Origin of the sequence: Klebsiella sp. 141251 (genome assembly GCF_050600725.1) — a bacterium.
Taxonomy (GTDB): domain Bacteria; phylum Pseudomonadota; class Gammaproteobacteria; order Enterobacterales; family Enterobacteriaceae; genus Klebsiella; species Klebsiella aerogenes.
This window is the reverse complement of sequence record NZ_JAQIRG010000005.1, coordinates 171,809-190,178: the sequence shown is the minus strand read 5'-3', so window position 1 is coordinate 190,178 and position 18,370 is coordinate 171,809. Positions and strand designations below refer to the sequence as shown.

Below are 18,370 nucleotides of genomic sequence, written 5' to 3'. Positions count from 1 at the left end.
TTCGTGGCTTTAGTGCAGGTCTTCCGGCCACGGAAATTGTTCTGCCGTCAGCGGCGGCGTTTGGTAATACTGTTGCAGCGCGCGAATAAAGCGCGCCGGGCGCTCAGGGATCCCCTGCTCCAGATAAGTCATCACCTGGGCATGCACGCGCCGCTGAAACGCAATACGGTCGGGTTCAAAGTCGCCTTCGAGGTTGTCGCAGCTGACGTTAAATGGAAATCCCGCCGCCGTACAGAACAACCAGTCAAAAGCCTGTGGCTTAACCTCGACGTCTTCGAACTTGCTTTGCGTCATTGCATCGCGGCCGTCCGGGCAGTACCAGTAACCAAAATCCACCAGCTCGCGCCGCGCCTTGCCGGCGATACACCAGTGGGAAATTTCGTGCAGCGCGCTGGCGTAAAAGCCGTGGGCAAACACGATCCGGTTATAGGGCACTTCGCTATCTGCAGGAAGATAGATCGGTTCGTCGTCGCCTTTAATCAGACGGGTATTAAAATCATCGGCAAAGCAGCCGTCAAAGATCTCGACCAACTGCTGATAATGGTGTTGCTGTTGCATTAGTGAATTCCCAACCACTGCAAAATCTCAGCCCCGTGGCTGTCATAAAGAAGTTTAGCGCTCATCACCGCGGAGACGATGACGATCATTGGCCGAATCAGCGACTGTCCTTTACTCAGCACCAGCCGCGAACCGGCGCGAGCACCGATAAACTGCCCGGCCATCATCACAAAACCGGTAGCCCAAATCACTTTGCCGCCAATAATAAACAGCAGCAGTCCGCCAATATTGGAGGTGGCGTTTAGCAGTTTGGCGTGAGCGGTGGATTTCGCCAGATTAAACCCGGCGAGCGTCACAAAGGCCAGCGCATAAAAAGAACCGGCGCCGGGGCCAAAAAAACCATCGTAGAAACCAACGCTGCCGCCAGCGACCAGCGCGAACGGCAAGCCATACAGGCGACGCTGACGATCGGATTCCCCGAGCTTCGGCATCAGCAAAAAGTACAGCCCGATGCCAATCACCAGCAGCGGCAGGATTTGCTTTAAAATATCGGACTGCACGTGCTGCACCAGCAGCGCGCCCGCCGTCGAGCCGATAAACGTCATCAGAATATTGAGTTTCTGATCGGCGAGATTCACTACCTTGCGACGGATAAAATAGAGCGTCGCGGAAATGGAACCGCCGCAGGCCTGTAGCTTGTTGGTCGCCAACGCCTGAGCGGGCGGCATACCCGCCGCCATCAGCGCCGGGACGGTCAACAACCCGCCGCCGCCGGCTAAGGAATCAATAAATCCGGCCAGAATTGCGACAAAAAAGAGTGCCACCAGAACCATTGGCGACACCATAAACAGCTCGGCAAAACTATCCATTAGAGAAGATGCTCATCCAGTAGCGCCTGACAGGAAGGCGGCAGCGGAGGCGGCGTCTTCTTCACAGGTGGGGTTGACCCAGGTTTAGGCGGTTCAAACCAGCTTTGCAGCTCGGCTCCGCAGCCATCGCCAGCCGGTGGCGGCGCTTGATCTTCGCACTCGAGGCTGCCCGCCGGGCAGCGCAGGCGCACGTGCATATGGGCGCGATGCTGGAACCACGGGCGGACTTTGCGTAACCATTGGCGATCGTTACCGGCATCGAGGCACAATTGCTGTTTGATAGCCGGGTTGACGAAAATACGTGTTACATCGTTATCTTCCGCCGCCATTTTAATCAGATTGCTGATTTGCGGGCTCCACAGCGACGGCACCACCCGCTTACCATCGCGGGCGACTAAGTCCAGCGCCTGCGGTTTCAGCAGCTGTGCGGAGGTCCAGCGGGTCTGCGGCAGTTGCAGGAAAATATCAACATCCAGACCCGACTGATGGCTGGCGTGGCCGCCGTTAAAGCGCCCGCCAGCCGGCATGCCCATATCGCCAATCAGCACCGTCCCCATACCTTTATTGTGCGCCTGCAGGCTCAGTCGCTGAATAAACTGCACGAGATCCGGGTGGCCGAAGTAGCGGCGCTGATCGGTACGCATCACCTGGTAATCAGGGGAGTTCAGCGGCAGCGGCTGGGCGCCGACGATGCAGCCATTGGCAAACGCGCCAATAGACTGAGCGCTGCCACTAATCGGCTGGGATATTTTCTGCCACGGCGTCGCCGCCAGGCTGGCGGTGCTGGCCAACAGCGCCAGCACCGCGATAACGGTATTTTTCATCGGTTACCAGCGTGGAATTGATGTCGTCACGTCGCCATTCTGCGCGCGCTGACGCATAAAGTGATCCATTAACACGATAGCCAGCATGGCCTCGGCGATTGGAACCGCGCGAATGCCGACGCACGGATCGTGACGCCCTTTGGTGATCATTTCGACTTCTTCGCCGAAGCGGTTAATCGTATGACCGGGAACGGTAATACTGGAGGTTGGCTTCAGCGCGATGTTAGCAACAATTTGCTGGCCGCTGCTGATACCGCCAAGAATGCCGCCGGCGTGGTTACTCTGGAAGCCGGCTTTGGTGATTTCGTCGCGGTTTTCGCTGCCGCGCAGTTTGACCACCTCAAAACCATCGCCGATTTCTACCCCTTTCACCGCGTTGATGCTCATCAGCGCGTGGGCGATATCGGCATCCAGGCGGTCGAACACCGGCTCGCCGAGGCCCGGAGGAACGCCGTCAGCCACGACGGTCACTTTCGCGCCAATAGAGTCGCCCTCTTTTTTCAGGCCGCGCATCAGTTCATCCAGCGCGTCGATTTTATCCGGATCCGGGCAGAAGAACGGGTTCTGCTCAACCTGATCCCAGTCTTTGATGGCCAACGGAATATCGCCCATCTGCGTCAGGCAGCCGCGGATCACAATACCAAATTTAGCCGCGAGGAATTTTTTGGCAATCGCCCCGGCCGCCACGCGCATCGCGGTTTCACGCGCAGACGAACGGCCGCCGCCGCGATAGTCGCGCAGGCCGTATTTCTGCTCGTAGGTGTAATCCGCATGACCCGGGCGGAACAGATCTTTAATCGCGCCGTAGTCCTGGGAACGCTGATCGGTGTTTTCAATCAACAGGCCAATACTGGTGCCGGTGGTCACGCCTTCGAAGACGCCGGAAAGGATTTTCACCTGGTCCGGTTCGCGGCGCTGGGTGGTGTAACGCGATGTCCCAGGGCGACGGCGATCCAGATCGTGCTGCAGGTCAGCTTCGGTCAGCGGAATGCCTGGCGGCACCCCGTCGACGATGCAACCCAGCGCCAGGCCGTGCGATTCGCCGAAGGTGGTGACGCGAAAGAGTTGTCCAATTGTATTTCCTGCCATCACGGCTCCATTCTTTTCGTTATGTTTGCGTGTTGTTTTTTTAGTCTTTATAAATGCCGAAATGCGCACGCGCGTCAATGAGCTGCTGTTTAGTCAGCATAAAGACGCCATCACCGCCGTTATCAAACTCAAGCCAGGTGAACGGCACGTCCGGGTACTGCTCCATCAGATGTACCATGCTGTTACCGACTTCACAAATCAGAATACCGTCGTCGTTGAGGTAATCCGGCGCGCAGCCAAGAATGCGGCGCGTCAGCTTCAGGCCATCGCTACCGGAAGCCAGACCCAGAACCGGCTCATGCTCATATTCATCGGGCAGATCGGCCATATCTTCTTCATCAACGTACGGCGGATTGGTCACGATCAGATCGTACTGCAGCTTCGGCAGATCGCGGAACAGATCGGAACGGATCGGTGTAACCTGGTTAATCAGGCCATGTTCTTCAACGTTATGTTCGGCAACGGCCAGCGCGTCCGGGGAGATATCGACAGCGTCGACTTCGGCTTCCGGGAAGGCATAGGCGCAGGCGATGGCAATACAGGCGCTACCGGTACACATATCGAGAATATGCTGCGGTTTGTGATTTATCAGCCCGGAGAACTGGTTATTGATCAGTTCGCCAATCGGCGAGCGCGGTACCAGCACGCGCTCATCGACATAGAATTCATGGCCGCAGAACCATGCTTTGTTGGTCAGGTAAGCGACGGGTATGCGTTCGTTGACGCGGCGAATCACGCGCTCGACGATACGATGTTTTTCGCTGGAGGTCAGGCGCGCGGTGCGCATATCTTCCGGTATATCTAACGGCAGGTACAGCGAGGGTAATACCAGCTGTACGGCCTCATCCCACGGGTTATCGGTGCCATGACCGTACCAGATGTTGGCGGCGCTAAAACGACTTACCGCCCAACGCAGCATGTCCTGAATGGTCTGCAGCTCATTGACCGCTTCATCAACAAAAATTTTATCCACGCAATCCTCCAGGGCACGCTCTGCTATAAATTCGGCGGCTAGTTTGCCACGACGGCGGCGATAAATCAGCATTCTTGCGCAGCCGGAGTGGGGAAAAATAGGTTTTCCTTGCCTGAAGCGCGGGCGAGTCGGGTAAACTAACGAAAAGAAATAGTGAGATTGGGCAATGAAAAAGAAAACACCGCTAAGCGCGGAGGATCAGGCGCTGTTCCGCCAGCTAATGACCGGCACCCGGCAAATTAAACAGGACACTATCGTACACCGCCCGCAGCGCAAGAAGCTCGGCGAGGTTCCGCCTAAGCGATTGCTGCAGGAACAGGTGGATAACAGCCACTATTTTTCCGACGAATTTCAGCCGTTGCTCAATACGGAAGGCGCGATGAAGTACGTGCGCGCGGATGTCAGCCATTTTGAGCTGAAAAAACTGCGCCGCGGCGACTATTCGCCGGAGCTGTTTCTCGATCTGCATGGCCTGACCCAGATGCAGGCAAAACAAGAATTGGGCGCGCTGATTGCCGCCTGCCGCCGCGAACATATCTTCTGCGCCTGCGTGATGCACGGACACGGCAAACATATCCTCAAGCAGCAAACGCCGCTGTGGCTGGCGCAACATCCGCATATTATGGCGTTCCATCAGGCACCAAAAGAGTACGGCGGCGATGCCGCGCTATTGGTACTGATTGAAGTTGAAGAGTGGTTGCCGCCGGAGCTTCCGTAAGCGGAAGCTCCGAGGGTGGAAAGCCTTAGATGGCTTTCGCCATTCTCAAATTGCAGGGGCTCATCTGCCAGTTGAATTCGCCCTTGCCGTCGGCGTCGAGGGTGACGCAGGCAATCGCTGAGGTAGTAAACATCGGGGGCGTTTCCCCCGGGCACAGCTCTGAGACGAGGTACCCCACCAACGGCAGGTGTGAAACGACCAGCGCCGTTTTCACGCCCTCATTCGCCAGCGCCTGAAGATAAGCGCTAACCATCCCTACATCGCCGCACGGCGTGAGTTCCGGCATCACGTCGACATCTTTCGGCAGGTTCATGCACTCCCCTACCACGTCGAGAGTTTGCTCTGCACGCAGGTAAGGGCTGACAAGCACCCGCTCAATATCCACTTTTTGACCTTTCAGCCAGGTTGCCATCTGACGAGATTCGTCACAACCGCAAACGGTTAAGGGACGAACGGAGTCACTGGCTGCATCGAGGGCAGCGTCGCCGTGACGCATGATAAAAACTTGCATATTGCACCGCTTTTGTTAACCAGAATCACCGCAACTCGCTCTGCGTAAACAATACGCAGGCGACCCGGTGGCCGGGCATTGTGCCTGATCCATCCAACGAATGAAACGCTGTTTTTTACCTCAATGGCGTAAGTATAGTCAATATTTGTTTACAAAACCGCCAATCAACAGCGCCAGTCCACGTTGGATTTACCTTCTTTTGACCATAACTTAGGTCGTCCGTTCACCAGTGGGCCAAAAGGTCGCCCCCTGCTCGGCCATGCGCAATAAGGTGTCGCACGGAGAAAAACGAGGGCCGTACTGTGCGGCCAGACGCTGCAAGATTGCGGCGACTTCACCCGCGCCGAGGCTATCCATATAGCGGAACGGGCCGCCGAGAAACGGCGGAAAACCTATACCAAAGACGGCGCCAATATCGCCATCACGCGCGCTACGTACGATCTGTTCATCAAAACAGCGCGCCGCCTCGTTGAGCATCATCATCACGCAGCGTTCAGCGACCTGCTGAGCAGACAAACGCGCCTGCGGGCTAGCCACTGCCAATAATGGGTAAATAGCCGGGTCAGCCCGTTTTTTGCTTTTACGCCTTTTTGTCTCATAAAGATAGAAACCGCGATTATTTTTTCTGCCTTTGCGATCGTCCTTCAAAATCGCGTCAATGATGTTTGCAGGCGGGCTAAAACGTTCACCAAAAGCGGTCTCCAGTACCGGGATAATCTTAGTGCCGGTATCAATGCCGACTTCATCCAGCAACTGAATAGGTCCAACCGGGAAACCAAATTTAACCAACGCATTATCAATATGTTCAACCGGCTCGCCCTCCAGCAGCAGGCGCATGGCTTCATTGATATAGGGCGCCAGAATACGGTTAACATAAAAACCTGCGCGATCCGCGACCACGATTGGCGTTTTGCCCTGCAGCTTCGCCAGCTTCACCACCGTGGCGATGGTTTGCTCATCGGTCGTTGCGTGCGGGATAACCTCAACCAGCGGCATTTTTTCGACCGGGCTGAAAAAGTGCAGTCCAATTACCTTCTCTGGCCGCGCGGCCTGAGCGGCGATCTCGCCGATCGGTAGCGATGAGGTATTGGAGGCAAAGATCGTCTGCGGCCCGCAGCATTGTTCGATCTCGCCAACCATCCGCTGTTTCAGCGCCAGATCCTCAAACACCGCTTCGATGACCACATCGCGGTGGGCAAAGCCATGATAATCCGTAGCGCCGGAAATCAGCGCCAGCTGACGATCGCGTTCACTGGCGCGCAGATAGCGGCGACGCACTTGCTTATCCAGCAGATCCCAACTGTACTTGAGCGCATGATTGATGCCTTTCGCCTGAATGTCTTTTATGCGTACCGGCAGGCCGCCTTTACAGGCGGTGACGTAAGCAATTCCGCCTCCCATTAAGCCGCCGCCGAGTACAGCAATGCTATTCAGCGGAGCGGGGTCAGCTTCGGCGCCACGATCTTTTTTCAGATCGGTGCTGGCAAAGAAAATAGAACGTAACGCTTGCGATTGCGGCGTCATCGCCAGTTCGCCAAACGCTCGTGCCTCTTCGGCGTAACCGCTGCTGCAGCCGTGCGCCAGTCCGTTTTCTATCACCTGTAAAATACGTTCTGCCGCCGGGTAATTACCCTGCGTTTTTTGCCGGGTCTTTTTCGCCACCATGCGGAACAGCAGTTGACGCCCCAGAGGCCCGGCAAGTACCCGTTCGCGCACCGGTACAGTTCGGCTCGCCGGCCGCCCCTGTAACGCCAGCTCAACCGCGGTCCGCAGCAATATTGATTGCGGGACAACATCGTCCACCAGCCCGGCTTTCAACGCCTGACGCGGACGCAATTGTTTACCGGTGAGGATCATTTCAAGCGCCGTACTGACGCCAATCAGCCGCGGCAGACGTTGAGTGCCGCCGGAGCCCGGTAGCAACCCCAGTTGCACTTCCGGCAATCCCAACCGCGTTTTATCATCGTCGCTACAGACACGCCCATGACAGGCCAGCGCCAGCTCCAGGCCGCCGCCAAGGCAGGCGCCGTGAATGGCGGCAATCACCGGGATAGAAAGCGCGTGGATCTCGGACATGATCTGCTGGCCCTGGCGCGCCAGCGCTTCGGCTTCTGCGGCGCTGGTACAACGAGCAATCATGTTGATATCCGCGCCGGCGATAAAGTTGTCGGGTTTAGCGGAGATAAATACGGCGCCGCGCAGCGCCTTATTTTCGCGGAGCTGGCGGATAATCGTCCGCACCTCGCCGCCGAACTCGGCTTTCAGGGTATTCATCTTTTCGCCGGGCGCGTCGATGGTAATAACGGCGATGTTATCCGGGCGAATTTCAAGCGTAAAAGCTGTTGCCGCTTCCATTATTCGACCTCCAGAACCATAGCGGAACCTAAACCCCCCGCCGCGCAGGCGGTAACCAGACCAAATCCGCCGCCGCGGCGCCGGAGTTCATGCAACGTCTGGGTAATCATGCGCGCGCCGGTCGCCGCAAAGGGGTGTCCGTAGGCGATAGAGCCGCCCAGCACGTTGAACTTGCTGGCATCGACTTCCCCGGTTGCCTGTGAACGGCCCAGCACTTCCCGGGCGAAACGATTACTGGCTAAACATTGTAGATTCGCCAGCGTCTGCGCGGCGAAAGCTTCATGCATATCAATCAACGTGAGGTCTGCAAGGGTAATTCCCGCCCTATCCAACGCCAGCGGCGTCGCCCACGCCGGCCCCAGCAACATATCCTGCCAGACATCAATAGCGGTGAAAGCATAGCTACGCAGGTAGCCCAGCGGCGTTAACCCCAACTCTTTGGCCCGGGATTCGGTCATCATGATCACCGCGGCGGCGCCGTCGGTGAGCGGCGTACTGTTTGCCGCCGTGACGCTACCGTGTTTACGATCGAACGCCGGACGTAACTTTTGGTAATCCACCAGGGTTGAATTTTTACGAATATTGTTGTCCTGCTCCAGCGGCTCGCGATAAGGCGGTACATAGGCCGTCATCACTTCACTGGCCAGTTTGCCCTCTTCCCAGGCGCGGGCGGCAAGCTGGTGTGAACGCAGCGCCAGCGCGTCCTGATCTTCACGGCTAATGCCCCAGGTTTTCGCCATCTGCTCGGCGGTGTCGCCCATCCGCAGGCCGGTGGAGTATTCCGCGACAGCAGGCGGCACCGGTAAAAGATCGCGCAGGCGCAGGCGGGAAAAGAGTTTTAGCCGTTGGCCAAGGGTGCGCGCTTTATTGGCATCCACCAGGGTGCGGGCCAGTTTTTTACTCACGCCGATGGGGAGAACGGAGGAGGAATCAGCGCCGCCGGCGATGCCCGCGCGGATCGTGCCGGCCATCAGGCTTTCGGCAATATTAGCTACCGCCTGGAAACTGGTGGCGCAGGCGCGGCTGACGCTATAGGCGTCGGTATGTACATTCATGCCGGTACCGAGCACGATTTCACGAGCAATATTCGGCGCTTCCGGCATCTGTACAACCTGGCCGAAGACCAGTTGTTCAATCACTTCCGGGGGAACTTCACTGCGCGCCAGCATTTCGCCGACGACCATTTTACCCAGATCTACGGCCGGAACGCCGTGATACGCCGTCGCCTGACGGGCAAATGGGGTACGTAAACCGCTGACAATGGCAATGCGATCGCCCTGACGGGTGATAAGCGGTAATGCCTGACTCATAACTCTCCCCTGTTAACCGATAAAACCAAGTGGTCTGACCTGATAACTAGTCTTAACTAATTTTTTACATTAAGCCAATCGGGGAAGAGAAAAAGTGGGAGCCAAAACACATTGAATAGAAAAGATAACGCCTCAGGAAAGAGGCGTTAAGAGAGAGGATTAACGTAACCCCAGCTGGAAGATCAGCGATTCCGCTTCACAGCTAAAAACAAAATCGATATTCAACTGCACGCCGCCATCAACGTCGGTGAACGTCGAGTTAATTTTGCACGGTTCAGATTCCACATTGCGGGCTTTTTCGCTCAGCGCGGCGAGGGTTGCTTCCGCTTCAGCGCGGTTTGCAAACACACGGCTGTAGGAGGCGGTGCAGTCGGTGTTGTCCACAATGGTGCCAACATCCATACAGCAGCAAACCGGGGTTTCATCAGCGCTACATTTACTCATCGTAGATTTCCTCTGTATATGCACCTTCGGTGCCAGACAAATAATGCGCCTATTTTACGTCCGCCCTCGTCCCCCCTCCAGTTGTTAATGGCAGGAAAACGCTTAAGTGACAGAAATCACACTTAAAAATGATCCAAAACAAAAATGCCCCAAATTGGGTATGACGAAGCAGGGCAATTTTGCCAGCTGGATCGCGTTTCTGTTATCACACTTGAAAAATCTTATAAACAAACTTGCAACAACTCATCTGGTCAGACCTATACTCAGGCCACTGGTCTGATTTCTCTGTTGTAAAGCAGACCCTACACTTCGCGCTTCTGTTACGGCATGTAACATAGTTTAAATAAAAATAACTCAATGAGGTTATGGGCATGAGCCAGAAAACCCGCTTTACCCAATCTGCCCTTGCAGTGGCTGTAGCACTTGTTTCAACCCAAGCCTGGTCCGCAGGATTCCAGTTAAATGAATTCTCCGCTTCCGGCCTTGGTCGTGCCTATTCCGGTGAAGGGGCAATCGCTGACGATGCGGGCAACGCCAGCCGTAACCCCGCGTTAATCATGATGTTTGACCGGCCGACAATGTCGGCAGGCGCCGTCTTCGTCGATCCGGACGTTAATGTTTCCGGTACTTCGCCTACCGGTAAAAGTCTGAATGCGGACAATATTGCCCCAACGGCATGGGTACCAAACCTCCACTTTGTTTCGCCAATTAATGATCAGTTTGGTTGGGGCGCATCTATCACCTCTAACTACGGTCTCGCGACTGAATTTGCTGATAACTATGCTGCCGGCAGTATGGGCGGCACAACCGATCTCACCACCGTTAACTTCAATTTAAGCGGCGCCTATCGCCTGAACAGCAACTGGAGCTTTGGTTTAGGTTTTGACGCGGTGTACGCGAAAGCGAAAATCGAACGCTACGCAGGTGATTTAGGACAAATCGTTGCCGGTTCCGGTAAACTGCCGCCAGCGCTGGCGGGCAGGGTCGGCCAGATCCCTGCCGACACTCAGATTGCGCATTTGAACGGCAACGAATGGGGCTTCGGCTGGAACGCCGGTATCCTGTATGAGCTGGACAAAAACAACCGCTACGGTTTCACCTACCGCTCTGAAGTTAAAATCGACTTTGATGGCAACTATAAGAGCGATCTGCCGTCCGCGTATAACCAGATCCTCGGCAACTTCGGTTTACCGGCCGGTACCGATGGCCGTACCACTAACGGCTCGCTGACCCTCAACTTGCCAGAGATGTGGGAACTGTCGGGTTATAACCGCGTCGCGCCGCAGTGGGCAGTTCACTATAGCCTGACCTACACCAGTTGGAGCCAGTTCCAGGAGCTGAAGGCCACTGGCAGCAATGGCCAGACGCTGTTCTATAAAGATGAAGGCTTTAAAGATGCTTACCGCATCGCGCTGGGTACCACCTATTACTATGACGATAACTGGACCTTCCGTACCGGTATCGCCTTCGATGATAGCCCGATTCCAGCTGGCACCCGCTCCATCTCTATCCCGGATCAGGATCGCCTGTGGCTGAGCGCCGGTACCACCTACGCGTTCAATAAAGATGCTTCAGTGGATGTTGGTGTCTCTTACATGCACGGTCAGCACGTGGAAATTAAAGAAGGTCCTTACACCTTCCGTTCTGAAGGTACCGCCTGGCTGTACGGCGCGAATTTCAACTACCGCTTCTGATAAGCCAACGGTATAAAAAAGGGTGAACATCATGTTCACCCTTTTTCTTTTCTGCCCCGCATGGATTACTGCGAATCGATATCTTTCAGCTCATCCTGAATCGCCTGCGCGTTCGGATTATCGGCCGGCGTCAGCTTACCGCCGTTGGCGATAAAGTCGTGCCGCTGGAAGTAGGCTTCACGCATCAGGATGTATGGATCGGAAGACTGGCGCAGCAGGCCGTCGGAATCCAGCAGCTGAGCGCGCGTTTCAATCCCTTCGACCGCCCATTTACCGATGGACATCGGCCAGGTCAGCCAGGAGAGTACCGGATACAGGCCATCGGCCATGTCGCCGCCCTCATCACGCAGGGTGAAACTACCATAGAACGGCAGCTGTACGTACGGGCCGTAGCCCACGCCGTAGTGGCCCAGCGTGCTACCAAAGCGATGCGGTTCAACGCGCTGCAGCTGCGGGTTCGCCATACCTGCGACGTCGATTAAGCCGCCCATCCCGAGAATAGTGTTAAGGAAGAAGCGTGTGAAATGCACCATGCCTTTATAGGGATCGCCCTGCAGGAAGGAGTTGACCATTACCGCCGGCTCTTCAAGGTTGCTGGTGAAGTTGCTTAAACCATTACGCGCCGGTTGCGGCACATAATCACGCCAGGCGACGGCGACGGGACGCAGTACATAAGGATCAACCACATTAAAGTTGAAGTTGAACATGGTACGGTTAAACCCTTCAAGCGGATCTGAACGCCCCTGCGGCCGATCGTCAGTGCTGGAACTGGCACATCCCACCAGCAATGTGGCGCCAAGCGCAAGCGCCGACAGGCGATAATTCATAGGTGTCTCCCTGTTAATTCTGACTATCGCTGGAGGCATCCGGGACGGCGCCCCCATTAGCATTTTATCGTTGGGTAGCTGCTTTCAGCATAGCCTTCTTTGGCATAATTGTTGCTCCCCGATTCTATACATATTTTGCAATATTCGTATTGCTATTCTTGCCATTGCGCTGAATTTAGGAGCATATCCTGTGCCGCCGCGCTGATTTCTCTCTACGCTTAGTAACAAATACAAAGGGAGAGCAGCCATGACCCGACAAAATACCCCCACCAGTATGCATGATAGCGATGAACGAGAAGTTGAAAGCGAAGAGAAACAGCATGGCGAGAAAATAGAAGTAGATGAAGAGCGTCTGCCTTCGCAGGCAATGGCTACCCATGAGGTGATTCGCCAGGAGGGTGAAAAGGAGCTCGAGCGCGACGCCATGGCGCTACTATGGTCAGCAATTGCCGCCGGTTTGTCGATCAGCGCCTCGCTGGTAGCCAAGGGGATTTTTCATGTTCACCTTGGCGCCCTGCCCGGCGGTTATCTGCTGGAGAATTTGGGATACACCTTCGGCTTTATTATTGTCATTCTCGCCCGCCAGCAGCTGTTTACGGAAAATACCGTCACCGCCGTGCTGCCGATTATGCATAAACCCAGCGCCGGTAATATTGCTTTATTGCTGCGCCTGTGGGGCGTGGTGTTATTAGGTAATTTATTGGGTGGGGCTATCGCCGCCTGGGCGTTTAATATCATGCCGATTTTCGATGACGCCACTCGTGAGGCGTTTCAAAGCATCAGCCAGAAAGTCATGGAAAACACGCCGACCGAAATGTTTGCCAACGCGATTATTTCCGGCTGGCTGGTGGCGACAATGGTCTGGATGTTCCCGGCCGCCGGCTCGGCGAAAGTCATCGTCATCATCCTGATGACCTGGCTGATTGCGCTGGCGGACACCACGCATATCGTCGTCGGCAGTGTGGAAATTTTCTATCTGATTTTCAGCGGCGCCCTGCCCTGGCAGGAGTTCTTCTGGCCGTTCGCGCTGCCGACGCTCGCCGGCAACATCTGCGGCGGCACCTTTATCTTCGCCCTGCTAAGCCACGCCCAGATTCGCAACGACATGACCCAGGAACAGAAAGCCAAAGCGAAGGCCGAAGCAGATAAAAAGGGCTAAACGGCTGCAAATTAAGCAATTAATCGCAATGCGCTTAACGGGCGGCGGAAAAAACGCTATAATCCCGCCGCCTTGTCCCCTTAGTTAAATGGATATAACGAGCCCCTCCTAAGGGCTAGTTGCAGGTTCGATTCCTGCAGGGGACACCATATCACCTTCTCCTGGCGTCTACCGAATTCAATAACCCCTTTATAATCAGCAATAAACCATCTACTTTAGCTAAGCTTTATCTGTAAGTATTCCAGTAAAAGGCCCGATCGTTAGTCGTAGATAGCGGCGAAAGCCTTCGTTTATCAGTTTTTCAAGCAGGCGGTTTAGATGAAACAATTCACCATCAGTGATATGCAGCAACAGAGCGCAGCCGCGGCGGCCGCTCCCCGCCTACGGGCGCATCGTAACTTCCATCCGGAACTCAGCGATCCGGTACAGCGTCTGGCCATTGCCATGGAGCCGGGAACCTACATTCGCCCTCACCGTCATCCTCATACTTTTGAGCTGCTGCTGCCGTTAAGCGGCCGTTTTGTAGTACTGAACTTCGATGAACAAGGCACCGTGACCCACCGCGTGGTATTAGGAGAAGAATGCACGGCGCTGGAAATGGCGGCCGGCACCTGGCATGCGGTACTGTCGCTGGATCACGGCGGTATCATTTTTGAAGTCAAGCACGGAGGCTATCAGCCGGTAGCCGAACAGGATTCCGCGCCATGGGCACCAGCCGAAGGCGCGCCAGGCACCGAGGAATTAATGGCGTGGTATGCCACGGCCCAGGTGGGGGATGGCGGTTTTACTCTTCAGAAGAGTGCTCGCTAATTTGAGCCTGCGATGATTATTGCAAAAAGGCGCTGCGGCGTCTTTTTTATTTATATCATCTATAATTAATATAGAGTATATCCATCACCAGAATAAAGCACCACGGCTCACCCCATTTTTATCGTTAATTAAGCAATATTCTATACCTTATTAAGAAAAAGATATTATAATCGATTATGGTAGGTGTTTTAACTGCCGCCATCTGTCACATAAAGATTCTTCATTGTGGATTTATATTTCACTGCTGAATAATTTTTTATGGAAAGGATAGTGTAGTCGAACAACAACGCTGGCGCTCTGTTCATCAGGAACGCAGATTATTAAAAACATTTACATATAATTATCGCCATGAATAAGATAGAAAGAAACATTTGGAAGTTGAACAATCTCCCACCACTGGAGTATTGCTCTATCGCTCGTGCGCAAAAACTCCTGCAGTGCGAACTGGAAGATTTACTTCACTGGCACGATATCGGCGCTATCAGCCTGTGCCTGAAACTGAAAAAGAATCGCGGCACGCTCAATAGCGCCCTGACCCGGAATCAGGGGGTTGGCGACTCATCATACGGCTACGGCGGTTTTGATGACATTACCAAAGCCAACAAGCCCTGGTCTCAGCACTCTAAAATAAACAACATCATCACCCTGAATGAAAATGTGTCGGTCATTGATGCCGATCACGACAGCGCCATCGCCAAAATTAAACTCAACGTTTCTGTTTCTGGTTTATGGCACACTCATTCAAGAAATTTAATGGATGTGCTGGAGAATCCAGATAACATTCAACAAGAAGATACGCTGAGCATTATCTCCCCAGCTAAAAACGTCATCTACTGCAATTTCATTCCTGATAATGATGATAAGCCGACGATTGAGCTTAACAAGCTGTATATTACCAGCAAAGAAATTGAGAAAATTTACGAGCACACCATCAGCAGTCGTCCGCTAGAGTATTCTGAGGCCGCGATGAATTCATATAATGAAAAAACCATTAATGAGCCATCAACACCGCCACAAAATAAGCTATTACTCGAATTCATTAATTATATTATTCAATCCAACCCCGCCTTTAACCGCGATTTACTGAATGCGACAGAAAGCAGTAAACAGCTCGCCTTTAAATCCATTATGGAAAAGTTAAAAAAAGAAGGCATCGTCACCAACGAAAATCATTCGATGGCTTCACTCTCTGAACTGATCCTCAATTCATAATACTCACTTTTGTGCGGATTATTCACACGAATAATCCGCCATTATCCATAGTGATAGTACCGATACCGCCACACTTTACTTTCTCGATCAAAAGCAAAGCAAAAAAAGTACGATAAAAAACAAAAAAAATTCCCCAACACGTGCTCTATCGTCTATATATCTTCTGGTGTTTATCACAGACGATTCACATTCACTTCATCATTTCACGCCAACTATGAGCTCATGCTGAAACTATCCCGATGCCCTGTAGTCGTTCTCGGTACCCTTGCTTTGTATTGTGGTTCCACTCGCGCTGAGGTCGACCTCGGCTCGATCGACATTTTTTCTGCTGATAACCCGAATAGCCCGGTGCCGAAAGGTTGGGTTCTCGGCGGCGCCGCGATTAGCGGTACCGCGCGCTACCAAAAGCAGGACAACGAAACCCACTTTATTCCCGGCGGATTATATTTTGGCGACCAGTTAATGTATCTGGGCGACCGCGCCCGCTACTATTTTCATCTTGATGACACTATCGCGCTATACGGCTACGGACGCTGGCGTTTCGGTAATTTAGATCCCGACGACGATACGGCTTTTAGGGGGATGAACGAACGTAAAGGCGAACTGGAAGGCGGTATTGGCGCCACATGGATCACACCATACGCGCTGATAAGCGCGCGCATCAGTTCAGATATCAGCGGCCGCAGCAACGGCCAGGAGCTGCTGCTATGGGCTGATTTTCCGATCATCAAAGACAATCTGCTGGTGATGCCGGGGATGGGCCTGATGGTACGGAGTCATAATATGGCGAACTACTATTTTGGCGGCATATCAGCAAGCGAGGCGACGCCCGAGCGTCCCCAATGGGATACCGGCACGACGGTATCACCAATGGTCGCCATCATTACCAGCTACCGCTTCAGCCCCCACTGGGTCGGAATGATAGCGGCAAACTACGAACGCTATGATGATGATATTGCCAATAGTCCCATTGTCCAGCACAGCGGTGAACTGTATGGCATCCTCGGCGTCGGATATACCTGGTAGAACATCAGGGCATTTCCTCAATCCATAAGTTAATCTGATTAACTCAATTATAAATAAGTCTTTTAGCTTATGGCGTAAGCTCGCTACCCTGTTGCAGGATTCAATCTCCAGCCTGCCGCCGATTAAGTTCTTCTACCCGACTTTTACAGGAGCCGCTCATGCCTACTCATGATAACCATCTTCAGCGCGCCATTACGCTTGCCGCCGCTAATGTTGAAAACGGCGGCCGCCCGTTCGGCGCCGTCATAGTACGCCACGGCGAAGTCATTGCCGAAGCGGTGAATACCTTGCACCAGAGCGGCGATCCTACCGCACACGCTGAACTCAACGCCATCCGCGACGTTTCTCTACATTTGGGCAATCAGGTATTGCGTGAATGCGTGGTTTACGCCAGCGGGCAACCCTGCCCGATGTGTCTGAGCGCGATGTATTTAACCGGCGTGCGCGAAGTCTATTTCGCCAACAGCAATCAGGATGGCGAGCGCTTCAATCTCTCTACCGCCGCTATCTACCAGCAATTGCAGCAGCCATTGGAAAACCAATCACTCCCCATTCACCATTGCCCACAACCCGAAGGGCTGGCCTTGTATCAGCGCTGGGCGGATAAAGCGTAATGAGCCAGACACAACGCAAAACGCTGACGCTATTGGTGCTGGTACTGATCGGCATTAATATGCGCCCGCTACTGACCTCGATAGGTCCATTACTGCCGCAACTGCAGCACGCAACAGGCATGAGCTTTACCCTGGTTTCACTACTGACCGCCCTTCCGGTCATCGCGATGGGGGTGCTGGCGCTAGCCGGAGGCTGGGTTAACCGCCACGTTAGTGAAAACCGCAGTATCGCGTTAAGTCTGCTGGCGATAGGCATTGGCGCAATCCTGCGTGAGCTGGCTCCGCAAAGCGGCCTGCTGCTTAGTAGCGCGCTGCTCGGCGGGATTGGCATCGGCGTGATTCAGGCGATTATACCCAGCGTCATTAAGCGTCTCTTTCATCACCGCACGCCGCAGGTGATGGGGTTATGGTCGGCGGCGCTGATGGGCGGGGGCGGCCTTGGCGCTGCGATCACCCCCTGGCTTGCGCAGCATAGCGCGCTCTGGCATCACGCGCTGGCGTGGTGGGCTCTACCGGCTCTGGCTGCGATCATTGGCTGGTTGCCGCTCTGCAAAATGCTGCCCGCCGCGCCGGCTGCCGCATCGGCGCAAGTCACGCCGGCTGTCTTTCGCCACCACCGCGCCTGGACGCTTGGTCTTTATTTCGGTCTGATCAATGGCGGCTACGCCAGCCTGATTGCCTGGTTACCACCCTATTATATGCAGCTTGGCCACAGCGCCCAGTTTAGCGGCACGCTTCTGGCATTGATGACCGTCGGCCAAACCGCCGGCGCGCTGGTGCTGCCGATGCTCGCTCGCCACGAAGATCGTCGTAAGCTGCTGATGCTGGCATTGGCGCTGCAGTTGTTCGGGTTCTGCGGTTTCATTTGGCTACCGCAACAGTGGCCTCTGCTGTGGGCAGTGAGTTGCGGCGTAGGACTAGGCGGCGCATTTCCGCTTTGTCTGGTGCTGGCGCTGGACCATTCGCCGCAGCCGGCCGTCGCCGCTCGGCTGGTGGCGTTTATGCAGGGCGTCGGTTTTATTATCGCCGGGTTATCGCCATGGCTTTCGGGGCTGCTGCGCAGCCTGAGCGGAAACTACCAGCTGGACTGGGAATTCCACGCCATCTGCGTATTCATCTTAATGGCGCTTACCTTGCGCTTTGTGCCCGCACGTTATCCGCATCAGTGGCGCGCGCCGACGACAACCGCCCGCTAACCTCATCGCTACAGGGTGCAGAAGATGATTTCTGCACCTCCCCGCCAATAGAAAAAATCCCAAAATCAAATAACTACGAAATGTCCGGGTATTGCTTTAAATCACCGTCGCCGTAATTGAATTTATTACCGAATGAAATTAATGTGTCGCCTATTCACGACAGTCGTAAGTAACTAAAAATTAATAAAAAAATGGATCTTGTTTCCACCATTTTTTAAGCGTACATTAGCGCCATCTGGAG

18 protein-coding genes and 1 tRNA gene are annotated in these 18,370 nt (G+C 54.3%); 9 read left to right on the top strand and 10 right to left on the bottom strand.

Translation table 11 applies throughout. From position 1 onward, the window contains the following. Nucleotides 1-9: 9 nt before the first annotated feature. From PGR09_RS13445 to prmB, 5 genes are read right to left on the bottom strand one after another with little or no spacing between them, the layout of a single operon-like run. Complete coding sequence (locus PGR09_RS13445) at nucleotides 10-558, bottom strand: elongation factor P hydroxylase (RefSeq protein ID WP_045391509.1); 549 nt, start codon at nucleotides 556-558, stop codon at nucleotides 10-12. After that, on the bottom strand, nucleotides 558-1,367 hold the full coding sequence (locus PGR09_RS13440) for a sulfite exporter TauE/SafE family protein (protein ID WP_045391512.1): 810 nt from the start codon (nucleotides 1,365-1,367) through the stop codon (nucleotides 558-560). The genes PGR09_RS13445 and PGR09_RS13440 overlap by 1 nt, the downstream gene beginning before the upstream one ends. Next, nucleotides 1,367-2,191, bottom strand: coding sequence for a penicillin-insensitive murein endopeptidase (mepA, locus tag PGR09_RS13435; RefSeq protein ID WP_047043333.1), 825 nt, complete (start codon nucleotides 2,189-2,191; stop codon nucleotides 1,367-1,369). The genes PGR09_RS13440 and mepA overlap by 1 nt, the downstream gene beginning before the upstream one ends. 3 nt (nucleotides 2,192-2,194) lie before the next feature. Then, the gene (aroC, locus tag PGR09_RS13430; RefSeq protein WP_015365541.1) at nucleotides 2,195-3,280 is read right to left on the bottom strand and encodes a chorismate synthase; all 1,086 of its coding nucleotides are present in this window, start codon (nucleotides 3,278-3,280) and stop codon (nucleotides 2,195-2,197) included. Nucleotides 3,281-3,320: 40 nt separating this feature from the next. Continuing rightward, the gene (prmB, locus tag PGR09_RS13425; RefSeq protein WP_032706267.1) at nucleotides 3,321-4,253 is read right to left on the bottom strand and encodes a 50S ribosomal protein L3 N(5)-glutamine methyltransferase; all 933 of its coding nucleotides are present in this window, start codon (nucleotides 4,251-4,253) and stop codon (nucleotides 3,321-3,323) included. A gap of 166 nt (nucleotides 4,254-4,419) precedes the next feature. On the opposite strand from prmB, the gene smrB reads away from it, so the two are divergent. Next, nucleotides 4,420-4,971 (top strand): endonuclease SmrB, encoded by a 552-nt coding sequence (gene smrB, locus PGR09_RS13420; protein WP_430916228.1) that lies wholly within the window; start codon nucleotides 4,420-4,422, stop codon nucleotides 4,969-4,971. Between the two features lie 25 nt (nucleotides 4,972-4,996). On the opposite strand, the gene sixA is transcribed toward smrB, so the two are convergent. The 4 genes from sixA to PGR09_RS13400 all read right to left on the bottom strand — a co-directional run bounded on the left by sixA (nucleotide 4,997) and on the right by PGR09_RS13400 (nucleotide 9,591). Further along, entirely contained in the window at nucleotides 4,997-5,482 is a 486-nt protein-coding gene (gene sixA / locus PGR09_RS13415) for a phosphohistidine phosphatase SixA (protein WP_015365538.1), read from the bottom strand. Between the two features lie 210 nt (nucleotides 5,483-5,692). Further along, nucleotides 5,693-7,837 (bottom strand): fatty acid oxidation complex subunit alpha FadJ, encoded by a 2,145-nt coding sequence (gene fadJ / locus PGR09_RS13410; RefSeq protein ID WP_042893870.1) that lies wholly within the window; start codon nucleotides 7,835-7,837, stop codon nucleotides 5,693-5,695. Further along, entirely contained in the window at nucleotides 7,837-9,147 is a 1,311-nt protein-coding gene (fadI, locus tag PGR09_RS13405; protein ID WP_045359562.1) for an acetyl-CoA C-acyltransferase FadI, read from the bottom strand. The genes fadJ and fadI overlap by 1 nt, the downstream gene beginning before the upstream one ends. A gap of 159 nt (nucleotides 9,148-9,306) precedes the next feature. Beyond that, nucleotides 9,307-9,591 carry a YfcZ/YiiS family protein gene (locus PGR09_RS13400; RefSeq protein ID WP_015706185.1) on the bottom strand — a complete coding sequence of 95 codons (285 nt, stop codon included), beginning with the start codon at nucleotides 9,589-9,591 and terminating at the stop codon, nucleotides 9,307-9,309. Between the two features lie 371 nt (nucleotides 9,592-9,962). On the opposite strand from PGR09_RS13400, the gene fadL reads away from it, so the two are divergent. Then, nucleotides 9,963-11,285: a long-chain fatty acid transporter FadL gene (fadL, locus tag PGR09_RS13395; RefSeq protein ID WP_032708829.1), complete on the top strand. Its 1,323-nt coding sequence runs from the start codon at nucleotides 9,963-9,965 to the stop codon at nucleotides 11,283-11,285. A gap of 65 nt (nucleotides 11,286-11,350) precedes the next feature. Here the strand turns inward: fadL and mlaA are convergent, their stop codons facing one another. After that, a complete protein-coding gene (mlaA, locus tag PGR09_RS13390; RefSeq protein ID WP_015365533.1) occupies nucleotides 11,351-12,112 on the bottom strand; it encodes a phospholipid-binding lipoprotein MlaA in 762 nt (253 codons plus the stop codon). Nucleotides 12,113-12,359: 247 nt separating this feature from the next. On the opposite strand from mlaA, the gene PGR09_RS13385 reads away from it, so the two are divergent. The 7 genes from PGR09_RS13385 (at nucleotide 12,360) to PGR09_RS13355 (ending at nucleotide 18,129) form a co-directional block, all read left to right on the top strand. Further along, complete coding sequence (locus tag PGR09_RS13385) at nucleotides 12,360-13,271, top strand: formate/nitrite transporter family protein (RefSeq protein ID WP_047045003.1); 912 nt, start codon at nucleotides 12,360-12,362, stop codon at nucleotides 13,269-13,271. A gap of 74 nt (nucleotides 13,272-13,345) precedes the next feature. Next, nucleotides 13,346-13,420: transfer RNA gene (locus tag PGR09_RS13380), tRNA-Arg, on the top strand. A 169-nt stretch (nucleotides 13,421-13,589) separates the two neighbouring features. After that, nucleotides 13,590-14,081, top strand: coding sequence for a WbuC family cupin fold metalloprotein (locus PGR09_RS13375; RefSeq protein ID WP_015365531.1), 492 nt, complete (start codon nucleotides 13,590-13,592; stop codon nucleotides 14,079-14,081). A gap of 348 nt (nucleotides 14,082-14,429) precedes the next feature. After that, on the top strand, nucleotides 14,430-15,293 hold the full coding sequence (locus PGR09_RS13370; protein ID WP_032706115.1) for a hypothetical protein: 864 nt from the start codon (nucleotides 14,430-14,432) through the stop codon (nucleotides 15,291-15,293). 348 nt (nucleotides 15,294-15,641) lie between these two features. Further along, nucleotides 15,642-16,319, top strand: a complete 678-nt coding sequence (locus PGR09_RS13365) for a MipA/OmpV family protein (RefSeq protein ID WP_032715055.1) — start codon at nucleotides 15,642-15,644, stop codon at nucleotides 16,317-16,319. A 158-nt stretch (nucleotides 16,320-16,477) separates the two neighbouring features. Further along, on the top strand, nucleotides 16,478-16,933 hold the full coding sequence (locus PGR09_RS13360) for a nucleoside deaminase (RefSeq protein ID WP_015365526.1): 456 nt from the start codon (nucleotides 16,478-16,480) through the stop codon (nucleotides 16,931-16,933). Further along, nucleotides 16,933-18,129 (top strand): cyanate transporter, encoded by a 1,197-nt coding sequence (locus PGR09_RS13355; RefSeq protein ID WP_015365525.1) that lies wholly within the window; start codon nucleotides 16,933-16,935, stop codon nucleotides 18,127-18,129. Before PGR09_RS13360 ends, PGR09_RS13355 begins: the two co-directional genes overlap by 1 nt. Nucleotides 18,130-18,370: the final 241 nt, after the last annotated feature.